This is a genomic window from Pseudorhodoplanes sp. (assembly GCF_050250235.1).
GTDB lineage: Bacteria > Pseudomonadota > Alphaproteobacteria > Rhizobiales > Xanthobacteraceae > Pseudorhodoplanes.
Genome location: NZ_JBFWPA010000144.1, coordinates 1 through 14,305, shown reverse-complemented (window position 1 = coordinate 14,305; position 14,305 = coordinate 1). Strand labels below are relative to the sequence as shown.

The 14,305-nt window shown below is 62.8% G+C and carries 13 protein-coding genes; all 13 read left to right on the top strand.

From position 1 onward, the window contains the following. Positions 1-1,132: NADH-quinone oxidoreductase subunit D (locus AB7F49_RS33045; protein ID WP_428530180.1), on the top strand; the 1,132-nt coding region annotated here is incomplete at its 5' end. Beyond that, positions 1,132-2,208 (top strand): NADH-quinone oxidoreductase subunit NuoE, encoded by a 1,077-nt coding sequence (gene nuoE / locus AB7F49_RS33040; RefSeq protein ID WP_428530178.1) that lies wholly within the window; start codon positions 1,132-1,134, stop codon positions 2,206-2,208. The genes AB7F49_RS33045 and nuoE, both read left to right, overlap by 1 nt. Before the next feature lie 3 nt (positions 2,209-2,211). After that, positions 2,212-3,516, top strand: coding sequence for an NADH-quinone oxidoreductase subunit NuoF (gene nuoF, locus AB7F49_RS33035; RefSeq protein ID WP_428530176.1), 1,305 nt, complete (start codon positions 2,212-2,214; stop codon positions 3,514-3,516). A gap of 6 nt (positions 3,517-3,522) precedes the next feature. After that, positions 3,523-4,014 (top strand): hypothetical protein, encoded by a 492-nt coding sequence (locus AB7F49_RS33030; protein ID WP_428530173.1) that lies wholly within the window; start codon positions 3,523-3,525, stop codon positions 4,012-4,014. Between the two features lie 46 nt (positions 4,015-4,060). Beyond that, the gene (gene nuoG, locus AB7F49_RS33025) at positions 4,061-6,136 is read left to right on the top strand and encodes an NADH-quinone oxidoreductase subunit NuoG (protein WP_428530171.1); all 2,076 of its coding nucleotides are present in this window, start codon (positions 4,061-4,063) and stop codon (positions 6,134-6,136) included. 126 nt (positions 6,137-6,262) lie between these two features. Beyond that, positions 6,263-7,288: an NADH-quinone oxidoreductase subunit NuoH gene (gene nuoH / locus AB7F49_RS33020; protein ID WP_428530169.1), complete on the top strand. Its 1,026-nt coding sequence runs from the start codon at positions 6,263-6,265 to the stop codon at positions 7,286-7,288. 12 nt (positions 7,289-7,300) lie between these two features. After that, positions 7,301-7,543 (top strand): hypothetical protein, encoded by a 243-nt coding sequence (locus AB7F49_RS33015; RefSeq protein ID WP_428530167.1) that lies wholly within the window; start codon positions 7,301-7,303, stop codon positions 7,541-7,543. 39 nt (positions 7,544-7,582) lie between these two features. Beyond that, the gene (gene nuoI, locus AB7F49_RS33010) at positions 7,583-8,071 is read left to right on the top strand and encodes an NADH-quinone oxidoreductase subunit NuoI (RefSeq protein ID WP_428530165.1); all 489 of its coding nucleotides are present in this window, start codon (positions 7,583-7,585) and stop codon (positions 8,069-8,071) included. A gap of 191 nt (positions 8,072-8,262) precedes the next feature. Then, complete coding sequence (locus AB7F49_RS33005) at positions 8,263-8,871, top strand: NADH-quinone oxidoreductase subunit J (RefSeq protein WP_428530163.1); 609 nt, start codon at positions 8,263-8,265, stop codon at positions 8,869-8,871. Then, positions 8,871-9,179, top strand: coding sequence for an NADH-quinone oxidoreductase subunit NuoK (gene nuoK / locus AB7F49_RS33000; RefSeq protein ID WP_428530161.1), 309 nt, complete (start codon positions 8,871-8,873; stop codon positions 9,177-9,179). The genes AB7F49_RS33005 and nuoK overlap by 1 nt, the downstream gene beginning before the upstream one ends. A gap of 64 nt (positions 9,180-9,243) precedes the next feature. Beyond that, positions 9,244-11,166, top strand: a complete 1,923-nt coding sequence (gene nuoL, locus AB7F49_RS32995; RefSeq protein WP_428530159.1) for an NADH-quinone oxidoreductase subunit L — start codon at positions 9,244-9,246, stop codon at positions 11,164-11,166. Position 11,167: 1 nt separating this feature from the next. Then, positions 11,168-12,697: an NADH-quinone oxidoreductase subunit M gene (locus AB7F49_RS32990; protein ID WP_428530157.1), complete on the top strand. Its 1,530-nt coding sequence runs from the start codon at positions 11,168-11,170 to the stop codon at positions 12,695-12,697. Beyond that, positions 12,694-14,124, top strand: coding sequence for an NADH-quinone oxidoreductase subunit NuoN (nuoN, locus tag AB7F49_RS32985; protein WP_428530155.1), 1,431 nt, complete (start codon positions 12,694-12,696; stop codon positions 14,122-14,124). Before AB7F49_RS32990 ends, nuoN begins: the two co-directional genes overlap by 4 nt. Positions 14,125-14,305: the final 181 nt, after the last annotated feature.

Below are 14,305 nucleotides of genomic sequence, written 5' to 3'. Positions count from 1 at the left end.
GCACGGCGTGCAGCGGCTGGTGCTCGAGCTGGACGGCGAACTCGTCGACCGCGTCGAACCGCATATCGGGCTCTTGCACCGCGGCACCGAGAAACTGATCGAGCAGAAGACCTATCTGCAGGCGATCCCGTATTTCGACCGGCTCGACTATGTCGCGCCGATGAACCAGGAGCATGCCTTCTGCCTCGCGGCGGAAAAGCTTCTCGGTCTGGAAGTACCGCGCCGCGGCCAACTCATCCGCGTACTCTATTGTGAGATCGGGCGCATCCTGTCGCATCTGCTCAACGTCACCACGCAGGCGATGGACGTGGGCGCGCTGACGCCGCCGCTCTGGGGCTTCGAACCGCGCGAGCAGCTCATGGTGTTCTACGAGCGCGCGTCCGGTTCGCGCATGCATGCGGCCTATTTCCGCGTCGGCGGCGTGCATCAGGACCTGCCGCAGAAACTGATCGACGACATCGAGGCGTGGTGCGATCCGTTCCTGAAGACGGTCGACGACATCGACGCGCTGCTCACCGGCAACCGAATCTTCAAGCAGCGCAATGTCGATATCGGAGTGGTGTCGCTGGAGGACGCGTGGAAGTGGGGCTTCTCCGGGGTGATGGTGCGCGGCTCGGGCGCGGTATGGGATCTGCGCAAGAACCAGCCCTACGAATGCTATGCCGAGATGGATTTCGACATTCCGATCGGCAAGAACGGCGACTGCTACGACCGTTACCTGATCCGCATGGAAGAGATGCGCCAGTCGGTGCGGATCATGAAGCAGTGCATCGCGCTGTTGAATGCACCGGAAGGCAAGGGCCGCGTCTCGGCCGATGATCAGAAGGTGGTGCCGCCGAAGCGGGGCGAGATGAAGCGTTCGATGGAAGCGCTGATCCACCACTTCAAGCTTTATACCGAAGGCTTTCACGTGCCGGCGGGAGAGGTGTACGCTGCTGTTGAAGCGCCGAAGGGCGAGTTTGGCGTCTACCTTGTCTCCGACGGCACCAACAAGCCATACAAGTGCAAGATCCGCGCGCCCGGCTTCGCGCATCTGCAGGCGATGGATTTTCTCTGCAAGGGCCACATGCTGGCTGACGTCTCGGCCATCCTCGGTTCGATCGACATCGTGTTCGGGGAGGTCGATCGCTGATGGCCGTTCGTCGTCTTGCCCCGAAAGAATTGCAGCTGAAGGATTTCGCCTTCACGCCCGAAAATCTCGAATGGGCGCGCGGGCAGCTCACGAAATATCCCGACGGCCGTCAGGCATCCGCCGTGATCCCGCTTCTGTGGAAAGCGCAGGAGCAGGCCGGCGGCTGGGTGCCGGAAGCCGCGATCCGCTATGTCGCGGACTTGTTGGACATGGCGCATATCCGCGTCATGGAGATCGCGACCTTCTACACCATGTTCAACCTCGCGCCGGTCGGCCGCTTCCACGTGCAGCTCTGCGGCACCACGCCGTGCCGGCTGCGCGGCGCCGAAGACCTGATCCATGTCTGCGAGAAGCGCATCGGACACCAGTTCGACGTGACGCCGGATGGTGCGCTGTCATGGGTCGAGGTCGAATGCCTCGGCGCCTGCGTGAACGCGCCGATGGCGCAGATCAACTACGATTTCTACGAGGACCTGACCCCGGAAATCCTGACGAAGATCCTCGACGACCTCGCCGCCGGCAAAGAGGTGAAGCCCGGCCCGCAGATCGACCGGCAATACTCTGCTCCCGAAGGCGGTCCGACCACGCTGCTCGACTCGCCCTCGATCAGCGGCAGCGGCGGCATCGCGGCGGCCGAACCGCTGACCGATGCCGCACCGAAAAAGCCGACCGCCGAGGCCAACCAGCGCGAGGCGCCCGCGAATGTCGACACGCTGGTGAAGACCGCCGCGAAGGACGGCATATCCGCAAGAGCGACCGAAAAGGCGCTGACCGACGATGCGCCGGTGTCCGACGCGCACAAGCCGACCTTGCTTGCCGAAGCGCGTGGCGGTGTGGCCGACGATCTGAAACTGATCTGGGGCGTCGGGCCCAAGCTCGAAGCGATGCTGCACCGGATGGGCGTGTTCCACTTCGATCAGGTCGCATCCTGGACCGAGATGAATCTGCGCTGGGTCGACCAGAACCTCGAAGGCTTCAAGGGCCGCGCGGTGCGCGACAAGTGGATCGAGCAGGGCAGGAAGCTCGCAAGCGGCTGGCGGCCCGCAAGCGGCGTCGGCGAGAAACCGGGCGACTGAACCATGCTGGCTGACAAGGATCGCATCTTCAAGAATCTCTATGGCCAGCACGACTGGGGCCTCAAGGGCGCACGTCAGCGCGGCGCCTGGGACGGCACCAGGCAGATCCTGGAACGTGGCCGCGACGGCATCATCAACGAGATGAAAGCCTCAGGCCTGCGCGGGCGCGGCGGCGCGGGCTTCCCGACCGGCATGAAATGGTCGTTCATGCCGAAGGAATCAAAGGACGGCCGCCCGAGCTATCTGGTGGTCAATGCCGACGAGTCCGAGCCCGGCACCTGCAAGGACCGCGAGATCATGCGGCATGATCCGCATCTTCTCGTCGAGGGCTGCCTGATCGCCGGCTTCGCCATGGGCGCGGTTGCGGCCTACATCTATGTGCGCGGCGAGTTCGTCCGCGAGCGCGAGCGTCTGCAGGCCGCGATCGATCAGGCCTATGAGGCGAAGCTGATCGGGAAGAACAACGTCAACGGCTACGACTTCGACGTCTACGTCCATCACGGCGCCGGCGCCTATATCTGCGGCGAGGAAACCGCGCTGCTGGAGAGCCTCGAAGGCAAGAAGGGCATGCCGCGGCTGAAGCCGCCATTCCCCGCCAATGTCGGGCTCTATGGCTGCCCGACCACGGTGAACAACGTGGAGTCGATCGCGGTCGCGCCCGACATCATGCGCCGCGGCGCGGCCTGGTTCGCCTCTTTCGGCGCTCCCAACAATGTCGGCACCAAGCTGTTCTGCATCTCGGGCCATGTGAACCGGCCCTGCAACGTGGAAGAGGCGATGAGCATCCCGTTCCGGGAGCTGATCGAGAAGCATGCGGGCGGCATTCGCGGCGGCTGGGACAATCTGAAGGCGGTGATCCCGGGCGGCTCATCGGTACGGATGGTGCCGGCCGCGCAGATCATCGACTGCCCGATGGATTTCGACTCGCTCGCGAAGCTGAAATCCGGGCTCGGCACCGCGGCGGTGATCGTGATGGACAAGTCCACCGACCTGATCCGCGCGGTCGCGCGCCTCTCTTATTTCTACAAGCACGAGAGCTGCGGCCAGTGCACGCCCTGCCGTGAGGGCACCGGCTGGATGTGGCGCGTACTCTCTCGCATGGCCGAAGGCCGCGCGCAGAAGCGCGAGATCGACCAGCTTCTCGATGTCACGAAGCAGGTCGAGGGCCACACCATCTGCGCGCTCGGCGACGCCGCCGCCTGGCCGATCCAGGGCCTGATCGCGCATTTCCGTCACGAAATCGAGGAACGGATCGATGCCTATGCGGCCAATCCGCATTCCGATCCGGTCAGGGTGGCGGCGGAGTGATGACCGATGCCCGCGCCCGACATCCAGTGGTGGCAGCGATACGGCAACATCGCGCAGATCGCGTCGGCGGTCTTCGCGCTGGTCGGCTTTGCCGCGGTGCTGCTGCAACTCAGCGAGATCCGGCACAACAATCGCGCCACCGGCGCACGGCAGGTCTATCTGGCCTATACCGACCTGAACTTCAAACATCCGGAATATGCGCTGCCCGACCTCGACAAGCTGAAATCCGGCGAACCGGCACTGTTCGAGCGCTACAAGTCCTTCGTGTCGTATCTGCTCTATGCCTGCGACGAGGTGATGAGCGCATTCCCGAACCAGCAGGAATGGCGAAAGTCCTGCGCCTACGAAATCAGGGCGCATCTGCCGTTCCTGTGCGAAACGCTGGCGAGCGATCCGGGATTTCTCGATACGTTCGGGGGGCGCAGCATCGATTTCGTGAAGGCAGTGATGGAAGCGAACGGCGTCACGCCGCCCGCGTGCCGGTTGAAGAAGGCGTGAGGCACGGGATGGCGACGGGAACCGTGATGCCGCAGGAGTGCATACGATGACCAAGCTCGTGGTCGACGGCATCGAGATCGACGTCCCGCCGGAATACACGCTGCTGCAGGCCTGCGAGCAGGCGGGCGCGGAAATTCCGCGCTTCTGCTTCCATGAGCGGCTGTCGATCGCCGGCAATTGCCGCATGTGCCTTGTCGAACTGAAGGGCTCGCCGAAGCCGGTCGCCTCCTGCGCCTGGGCCGTGCGCGACTGCCGTCCCGGCCCGAACGGCGAGCCGCCGGTCGTCAATACCCGCACCGCGATGGTGAAAAAAGCGCGCGAAGGCGTGATGGAATTCCTGCTCATCAACCATCCGCTGGACTGCCCGATCTGCGACCAGGGCGGCGAATGCGATCTGCAGGACCAGGCCATGGCCTATGGCGTCGATACCTCGCGCTACTGGGAGAACAAGCGCGCGGTCGAGGACAAGTATATCGGGGTCCTGGTCAAGACCTCGATGAATCGCTGCATCCATTGCACGCGCTGCATCCGGTTCGCGACCGAGGTTGCCGGCGTGCCGGAGCTCGGCGCCATCGGTCGCGGCGAGGACATGGAGATCACCACCTATCTCGAACAGGCGATGACCTCGGAGCTGCAAAGCAACGTGGTCGATCTTTGCCCGGTCGGCGCGCTCACCTCCAAGCCCTACGCGTTCACCGCGCGGCCCTGGGAACTGAACAAGACCGAGTCGATCGACGTGATGGATGCGGTCGGCTCGGCGATCCGCATCGACACCCGCGGGCGCGAAGTGATGCGCATCCTGCCGCGCATCAACGAGGACGTGAACGAGGAATGGATTTCCGACAAGACCCGTCATGTCGTCGACGGGTTGCGCGCGCAGCGGCTCGACTCGCCATACATTCGCGAGAACGGGCGGCTGCGTCCGGCAACGTGGAACGAGGCGCTTGCTGCAATAGCGCAAAAGGTGAAGGGCACGAAGCCCGACAGAATCGGCGCGATCGCCGGCGACCTGTGTGCGGTCGAGGAGATGTACGCGCTGAAGGACCTGATGCTGCGGCTCGGCTCGAAGAATATCGACGCGCGTCAGCGCGGCTCGATGATCGACCCGCGCTGGGGCCGTGCCGCCTATCTGTTCAACGCGACGATCCCGGGAATCGAGCAGGCCGACGCGCTGCTGATCGTTGGCTCCAACCCGCGCAAGGAGGCCGCGATCATCAACGCGCGCATCCGCAAGCGCTGGCGCATGGGTCATTTCCCGATCTCGCTGATCGGCGAGCGGGTCGACCTGACCTATCCCTATCATCACATCGGCGCCGGACCCGAGTCGCTTGCAGCGCTTGCGGAGGGCAAGGGCGACTATGCGGACATCCTGTACAAGGCGGAGCGGCCGCTGGTGCTGGTCGGCGCCTCGATCTTCACGCGCAACGACGGCGCGCGGGTTGCGGCGCTGGCAGCTCGCGTTGCAGTCGAAATCGGCGCCGTCTCCGATCTGTGGAATGGCTTTTCGGTGCTGCATTATGCGGCGTCGCGGGTCGGCGCTCTCGATGTCGGATTCGTGCCCGGTGAGAACGCCAAGACCGCATTGCAGATGGCCGCGGGCGACATCGACGTGCTGTTCTCGCTGGGCGCCGACGAGGTCGATGTCGAACGTGGGCCCTTTGTGATCTATATCGGTACCCATGGGGATGCCGGTGCGCACCGGGCTGACGTGATCCTTCCGGGCGCGGCCTACCCGGAAAAATCCGGCCTCTATGTCAACACCGAGGGGCGGGTACAGATGGCGGCGCGCGCCGCCTTCCCGCCAGGTGATGCGCGGGAGGACTGGGCGATCCTGCGTGCGTTGTCGGACCAGCTCGGCGCGCGCCTTCCCTATGATTCGCTTGCGCAGTTGCGGCAGGCTCTGTTCTCCGCGCATCCGCATCTGCAGCGGATCGGCGAAATCGCTGCCGGCGACGGAGCCGACCTGCGCCGGCTTGCGCAATTGGCGGGCGCGCCCGAAAAGACACCGTTCGTCTCGGTCATTGACGACTTCTACCTCACCAATCCGATCGCGCGCGCCAGCGCGGTGATGGCGGAATGCTCGGCGCTCGCCGAGCAGCGCACCATGACGGCGGCGGAGTGATGTGATGAGGGCAGGGGCCATCCACAAACTCCGCTCATTCCCGCGAAGGCGGGAATCCAGTGCTTGGATTCTGGGTCCCCGCCTTCGCGGGGACGAGCGGATCATTGCCCTGCCGGAGTGCTGCGCATGACGGACTTCTTCTGGGCATATCTCTGGCCGCTGATCATCATTGTCGCGCAGAGTCTGCTACTGATGGTGATCCTGCTCGTCGCCATCGCCTACATCCTGCTCGCGGACCGCAAGATCTGGGCGGCGGTGCAGATCCGGCGCGGTCCGAACGTGGTTGGACCATACGGGCTTTTTCAGTCCTTCGCCGACCTGCTGAAATTCGTCCTGAAAGAGCCGGTGATCCCGGCCGGCGCCAACAAGGGCATCTTCCTGCTCGCGCCGCTCGTCACCTGCGTGCTGTCGCTGGCGGCCTGGGCGGTCATACCGGTCAGTGCGGGCTGGGTGATCGCCGACATCAATGTCGGCATCCTCTACATTTTTGCGATCTCCTCGCTCGGCGTCTATGGCATCATCATGGGAGGCTGGGCGTCGAACTCCAAGTATCCGTTCCTCGCCTCCCTTCGCTCGGCGGCGCAGATGGTGTCCTACGAAGTCTCGATCGGCTTCGTGATCATCACGGTGCTGCTCTGTGTCGGCTCGCTCAACCTGACCGACATCGTCAACGCGCAGAATGGCAGTTACGGCCTCTTCAACTGGTTCTGGCTGCCGCTGCTGCCGATGTTCGTGATCTTCTTTGTGTCGGCGCTGGCGGAGACCAACCGTCCGCCATTCGACCTGGTGGAAGCCGAATCCGAACTGGTGGCCGGATTCATGGTCGAGTACGGATCGACCCCGTACATGATGTTCATGCTGGGCGAGTATGTCGCCATCGCCACCATGTGCGCGATGGGTACGATCCTGTTCCTCGGCGGCTGGCTGCCACCGGTGAATGTCGCGCCCTTCACCTGGGTGCCGGGCGTGGTCTGGTTCACGCTCAAGTGCCTGTTCATGTTCTTCCTGTTCGCGATGGTAAAGGCGATCGTGCCGCGCTATCGCTACGATCAGTTGATGCGGCTCGGCTGGAAGGTGTTTCTTCCGCTATCGCTCGCGATGGTCGTGATCGTCGCCGCCGTGCTTCAATTCGGAGGCCTGGCGCCGAAATGAGCGAGCGTGATCATGAACCTGTCGACAGCGGCACTCGCAGGCGCGGCAATCGGTGCGGTGTTTGGTGTCATCAGCGCGCTGCTGGTTGTCTCCGCCGTAGCCGAGCGGCTGCGCGCTCTGGATCGCTCCGAAAATCAGGCGGATCGCGCCGTACTGGAACGCAAGATCCTCGCGTTGCGATGGATCGTCGTGGCGATCGAGGCAACGGTGTTCGCCATCGTCGGATATTGGGTTGGGTCATGGCTGATCGCGTAGTGCCGCTCGCCGGGCGGCCGACAGGCAGAGGATAGAACCATGCGGCTCGATCAGGCAGCACGTTCGGTTTTTCTGACGGAGTTCATCCAGGCCTTCGTCCTCGGCATGCGCTATTTCTTCAAACCGAAGCCGACGCTGAATTACCCGTTCGAAAAGGGCCCGATCTCGCCGCGCTTTCGCGGCGAGCATGCGTTGCGCCGCTATCCCAACGGCGAGGAGCGCTGTATCGCCTGCAAGCTGTGCGAGGCGATCTGCCCGGCACAGGCGATCACCATCGAGGCCGGACCGCGCCGGAACGACGGCACGCGCCGCACCACGCGCTACGACATCGACATGGTCAAGTGCATCTATTGCGGACTGTGTCAGGAGGCCTGTCCGGTCGATGCGATCGTCGAGGGGCCGAATTTCGAATTCGCGACCGAGACCCGCGAGGAACTGTTCTACGACAAGGAACGCCTGCTCGCGAACGGCGATCGCTGGGAGCGGGAAATCGCGCAGAATATCAGGCTGGATGCGCCGTACCGGTAACAGATGACGATGCTCGCTGACGCCGCCACACACTCCGTCTCACCTCCCCCCTTGCGGGGGAGGTCGGCGCGCGAAGTGCGCCGGAAGGGGGTTGTCCTTCCTGAAGTATCGTTTTTCGATTTACCCCCCTCCCTAGCGCGCCCCCGCAAGGGGGGAGGGAACGCACCTGCGCAAGCCGAGAGGCTTCCTTCATGATCGCCGCCCTGTTCTTCTATCTGTTTTCCGCCATCTGCATCGCCTCTGCGCTGATGGTGATCGCTTCGCGCAATCCCGTGCATTCGGTCCTGTTCCTGATCCTCGCCTTCGTCAATGCGGCGGGCCTGTTCCTGCTGCTGGGTGCCGAATTCCTGGCGATGATTCTGGTCGTGGTTTACGTCGGCGCGGTCGCGGTGCTGTTCCTGTTCGTGGTGATGATGCTCGACGTCGACTTCGCCGAATTGCGCGAGGGCTTTCTGCAATATCTCCCGGTGGGTGCGCTGGTCGGTATCGTGCTGCTGGCCGAGATTCTGCTGGTGGTAGGCGCATGGACCATCGGGGGTGGCACACCACGCGTGGTGGCCGCGCCGACGCCGACCGATGTGTCGAACACCGAAGCCATCGGCCTCGTGCTCTACACGAAATATATCTACTATTTCCAGGCGGCCGGCCTCGTGCTGCTGGTCGCCATGATCGGCGCGATCGTGCTGACGCTGCGCCACAAGGAAGGCGTCAAGCGCCAGAACATCTCGGACCAGGTCGCGCGCACACCTGCGACCGCGATCGAAGTGGTCAAGGTCCAGCCGGGGCAGGGGCTGCAATAATGGTTATCGGGCTCGGTCATTATCTCTCGGTCGCTGCGATCCTGTTCACGCTCGGGATTTTCGGCATTTTCCTGAACCGCAAGAACATCATCATCATCCTGATGTCGATCGAGCTGATCCTTTTGTCGGTCAACATCAACTTCGTCGCGTTCTCGAGCTTCATGGGCGACATCGCGGGCCAGATTTTCGCGCTGCTCATTCTCACCGTGGCGGCGGCCGAAGCGGCCATCGGGCTCGCCATTCTGGTGGTCTATTTCCGCAATCGCGGCTCGATCGCGGTCGAAGACGTCAACCTGATGAAGGGCTGAGCGCATGATCCCGAAACGTGGGCGGCGGTTTTCGGACCAGATCATGCGCATGGAACACTGAGCGATGTATCAGGCGATCGTCTTTCTCCCGCTGCTGGGCGCCCTGATCGCCGGCCTGTTCGGCCGGCTGATCGGCGCGCGTCCGGCCGAACTGATCACCACGCTGTTCCTGTTCGTCTCCGCGATCCTGTCCTGGATCGCGTTTGCGCGCGTCGGCTTCGGCCATGTCGACGAGCGCATCGTGCTGTTCACCTGGATGCAGTCCGGCGATTTGAAGGTCGACTGGGCGCTGCGGATCGACGCGCTCACCGCGGTGATGCTGGTCGTGGTGACAACGGTATCCGCGCTCGTGCATCTGTATTCGATCGGCTACATGCACGAAGACCCGCACCGCCAGCGCTTCTTCGCCTATCTGTCACTGTTCACCTTCGCGATGCTCTCGCTCGTGACCGCCGACAATCTGGCGCAGCTGTTCTTCGGCTGGGAGGGCGTCGGCCTCGCAAGCTATCTGCTGATCGGATTCTGGTACCAGAAACCCGAAGCGAACGCCGCCGCGATCAAGGCCTTCGTCGTCAACCGGGTCGGCGATTTCGGCTTCGCGATCGGCATTTTCGCCGTCTTCATGATGACGAACGCGATCGATTTCGACACCGTGTTCGCGCAGGCGCCGTCGCTGACCGGCAAGACCATCGATTTCTTCGGCTGGCACGCCGACGCGCTGACTCTCATCTGCCTGATGCTGTTCATGGGCGCGATGGGAAAGTCGGCGCAATTCCTGCTGCATACCTGGCTGCCGGACGCGATGGAGGGGCCGACCCCGGTTTCGGCGCTGATCCACGCCGCGACCATGGTGACCGCCGGCGTGTTCATGGTAGCGCGGCTGTCGCCTTTGTTCGAACTGGCGCCGGTTGCGCTGATGGTGGTGACGCTGGTCGGTGCCACCACCGCGATGTTCGCCGCGACCGTGGGTCTCGTCCAGAACGACATCAAGCGCATCGTCGCCTATTCCACCTGCTCGCAGCTCGGCTACATGTTCGTCGCGATGGGCGTGGGCGCCTATTCGGTCGGGATGTACCACCTGTTCACCCACGCTTTCTTCAAGGCGCTCCTGTTCTTAGGGTCAGGCTCGGTCATCCACGCGATGCATCACGAGCAGGACATCCGCAACATGGGAGGCCTGCGCAAGAAAATCCCGCAAACCTTCTGGCTGATGGTGATCGGAACGCTGGCGCTCACCGGGTTCCCGCTCACGGCTGGCTATTTCTCCAAGGACGCGATCATCGAAGCGGCCTATGCGGGCACCAATCCGTTCGCGCCCTATGCGTTCGCCTGCACCGTGTTCGCGGCGTTGCTGACCTCGTTCTATTCGTGGCGCCTGATCTTCAAGACCTTCTTCGGCAAGCCGCATGATCGTCATCACTATGATGCCGCGCATGAGAGCCCGCTGGTGATGATGGTGCCGCTATATGGACTCGCCGCAGGCTCGATCCTGGCCGGCTATCCCTTCTACGAATATTTCGCCGGCCACCATGTGCAGGACTTCTTCCGGCAATCGATCGCGCAGAGCGACAAGATCATCGATGCCATCCATCACGTGCCGTTCTGGGTGAAGGCATCGCCGTTCGTGATGATGGTGGTCGGTTTCCTGATCGCTGCACAATTCTATCTGCGCGATCCGTCGCTCCCGGTGAAGCTCGCGCGCGACCACCAGCTGCTGTACCGCTTCCTGCTCAACAAGTGGTATTTCGACGAATTGTACGACTTCATCTTCGTGCGGCCGGCCAAGTGGCTTGGGTATACGCTCTGGAAGCGGGGCGACGGCTGGCTGATCGACGGCTTCGGCCCGGATGGCGTGTCGGCACGGGTGCTGGACGTGACCCGCAACGTGGTGCGGCTTCAGACCGGCTATCTCTATCACTACGCGTTCGCCATGCTGATCGGAGCGGCGCTCCTGATCACCTGGTTCATGTTCGCGGGAGCGCGCTGACATGACCACCTGGCCCGTGCTCTCCGTCACCACCTTCCTGCCGCTGGTCGGTGCCCTGTTCATCATGGCGCTGCGCGGCGACACCGAGTCGGTGAAGCGCAACGCACGCTGGGTCGCGCTCTGGACCACGCTGATCACATTCGCGGTGTCGCTCGTCCTGGTGTGGCGTTTCAATCCGGCTTCGGCCGAATTCCAGTTCGTTGAGAAGACCCGCTGGCTCGGCGGCATTGCGTCCTATCACATGGGCGTCGACGGCATTTCTCTGCCGCTCATCATCCTGACCACCGCGATCATGCCGATCTGCATCATCGCGAGCTGGGACTCGGTGCAGAACCGCGTCAAGGAATACATGATCGCCTTCCTCGTCCTCGAGACGATGATGGTCGGCACCTTCGCGGCTCTCGATCTCGTGCTGTTCTATCTGTTCTTCGAGGCCGGCCTGATCCCGATGTTCCTGATCATCGGGATATGGGGCGGTCCGCGCCGGGTCTATGCGAGCTTCAAGTTCTTCCTCTACACGCTGCTCGGCTCGGTGCTGATGCTGCTCGCCATCATGGCAATGTACTGGAGCGCCGGCACCACCGACATCACCGTGCTGCTCAAGCACGAATTCCCGCGGGAATTGCAGACCTGGGCGTGGCTTGCCTTCTTCGCCTCGTTCGCCGTCAAGATGCCGATGTGGCCGGTCCATACCTGGCTGCCCGATGCGCATGTGGAGGCGCCGACCGCGGGATCGGTCGTGCTCGCAGCCATCCTTCTGAAGATGGGCGGTTACGGCTTCCTGCGCTTCTCGCTGCCGATGTTTCCGCTGGCGTCGGCGGATTTCACCCCCTTCATCTTCACGCTGTCCGTGATCGCCATCATCTACACCTCGCTGGTCGCGCTGATGCAGGAGGACGTGAAGAAGCTGATCGCCTATTCGTCCGTCGCGCATATGGGCTTCGTGACGATGGGCATTTTCGCTGCCACCGCGCAGGGCATCGGCGGCGGCATCTTCCAGATGATCTCGCACGGTATCGTCTCGGGTGCGCTGTTCCTGTGTGTCGGCGTGGTCTATGACCGCATCCACACCCGCGAGATTGCGGCCTATGGCGGGCTGGTCGAGCGCATGCCGATCTATGCCGCGGTTTTCATGCTGTTCACCATGGCCAATGTCGGCTTGCCCGGGACCTCCGGATTCGTTGGCGAGTTCCTGACCCTGCTCGGCACCTTCAAAGTCAATGTCGAGGTTGCGACGCTCGCTACCCTGGGCGTGATCCTGTCGGCCTGCTACGCCTTGTGGCTGTATCGCAAGATGATCTTCGGCAAGCTCGAAAAGCCGAAGTTGCAATCCATTCAGGATATGGATTATCGCGAGATCGGGATTTTCGCGCCGCTGGTGATCCTGACTCTGCTGTTCGGGTTCTGGCCGAAGCCGGTACTCGACATGTCTTCGGCGTCGGTCAACGCGCTGGTGGCGCAATATCAGACCGCGATCGGCAAGACCAAACAAGCCGAGGCAGAACTGCGCAACGCAGGTAACAGGCAATGACCGGCGAGCTTCCCAATCTCATTCCCGCGCTGCCGGAAATCATTCTGGCGGTGGGCGCCATGATACTGCTGATGGTTGGCGCCTATGGCGGCGAGCGCACCAATATTCTTGTCAGTACGCTTTCGATCGCGCTTCTGGTCATGGCCGCCGTGACGGTCGTCCTGCTGCCGGCCGGGCGGTTGTCGACGTTTGGCGGCAGCTTCGTGGTCGACGATTTTGCCCGCTTCGTGAAAATCCTGGCCTTCGGTGGCACCGCGGCTGCGATCCTGATGTCGTTCGACTTCGTCAAGCGCGCCGGCATGCGCAAGTTCGAATATCCCATCCTCATGCTGCTGTCCGCCACCGGCATGGGCATGCTGATCTCGGCGACGGATCTGATCGCGCTCTATCTTGGCCTGGAACTGATGAGCCTGTCGCTCTACGTGATCGCCGCCATCGACCGGGATTCGGTGAAGTCGACCGAGGCCGGACTGAAATATTTCGTCCTCGGCGCCCTGTCTTCCGGCATGCTGCTCTATGGCGCCTCGCTGATCTATGGCGCGACGGGGCAGATATCGTTCGCCGGCATCGCCCAGGCTGCGCCGCAGGGCGGGCTGGCGCTGACCTTCGGCCTGGTGTTCCTGCTGGCGGGCCTGTGCTTCAAGGTGTCGGCGGTGCCATTCCACATGTGGACGCCCGACGTCTATGAGGGCGCGCCGACGCCGGTCACGGCGTTCTTTGCCGCCGCACCCAAGGTGGCGGCGATGGCAGTGTTCACGCGCGCAACCATGACGGCATTCCCGACCGTCACGTTGCAATGGCAGCAGATCGTGGTCTTCGTCTCCATCGCGTCGATGGCGCTCGGCTCGTTCGCAGCCATCGGCCAGACCAACATCAAACGGCTGCTGGCCTATTCCTCCATCGGCCATATGGGCTTCGCGCTGGTCGGTCTCGCGGCCGGCACCCAGGAAGGCGTGCAGGGAGTGCTGATCTATATCGCGATCTATGTCGCCATGACGCTCGGCACTTTCGCCTGCGTGCTGTCGATGAGGCGCGCCGGTGGCATGGTGGAGAATATTTCCGATCTCGCGGGTCTCGCGCGCACCTCGCCGATGATGGCGTTCCTGCTGGCGATGCTGATGTTCTCGCTTGCAGGCATCCCGCCGCTCGCCGGCTTTTTCGCGAAATTCTACGTCTTCCTCGCCGCCATCAATGCCGGGCTCTATGCGCTCGCGGTCATCGGCGTCCTGACCAGCGTGGTCGGCGCCTATTACTATCTCGCCATCGTCAAGACCATGTATTTCGACGAGCCGCACAAGAGCTTCGAACCGATGCCGGGCGAGCAGGCGATGGTGCTGGGCGTCGCCGGGCTGTTCAATCTTCTTTTCTTCGTCTATCCGGGCCCGCTGCTCGACGCGGCGACGGCTGCAGCCAAATCGCTGTTCTAGTGGAGCGGATTTGACATTCGCTACCCACCCAGCCAAGGGCTCGCAAAGCGAATGTCAAATCCAAAGCTCCACTAGAATCCAATACTTGCTAGTGGTCCTTTAATTCTAACGTTCGCAAAAGAGGTCGCCGAAAAGGAATGCGAACGTTAGAATTGGACCACTAGGGATGACATTCGCGCTC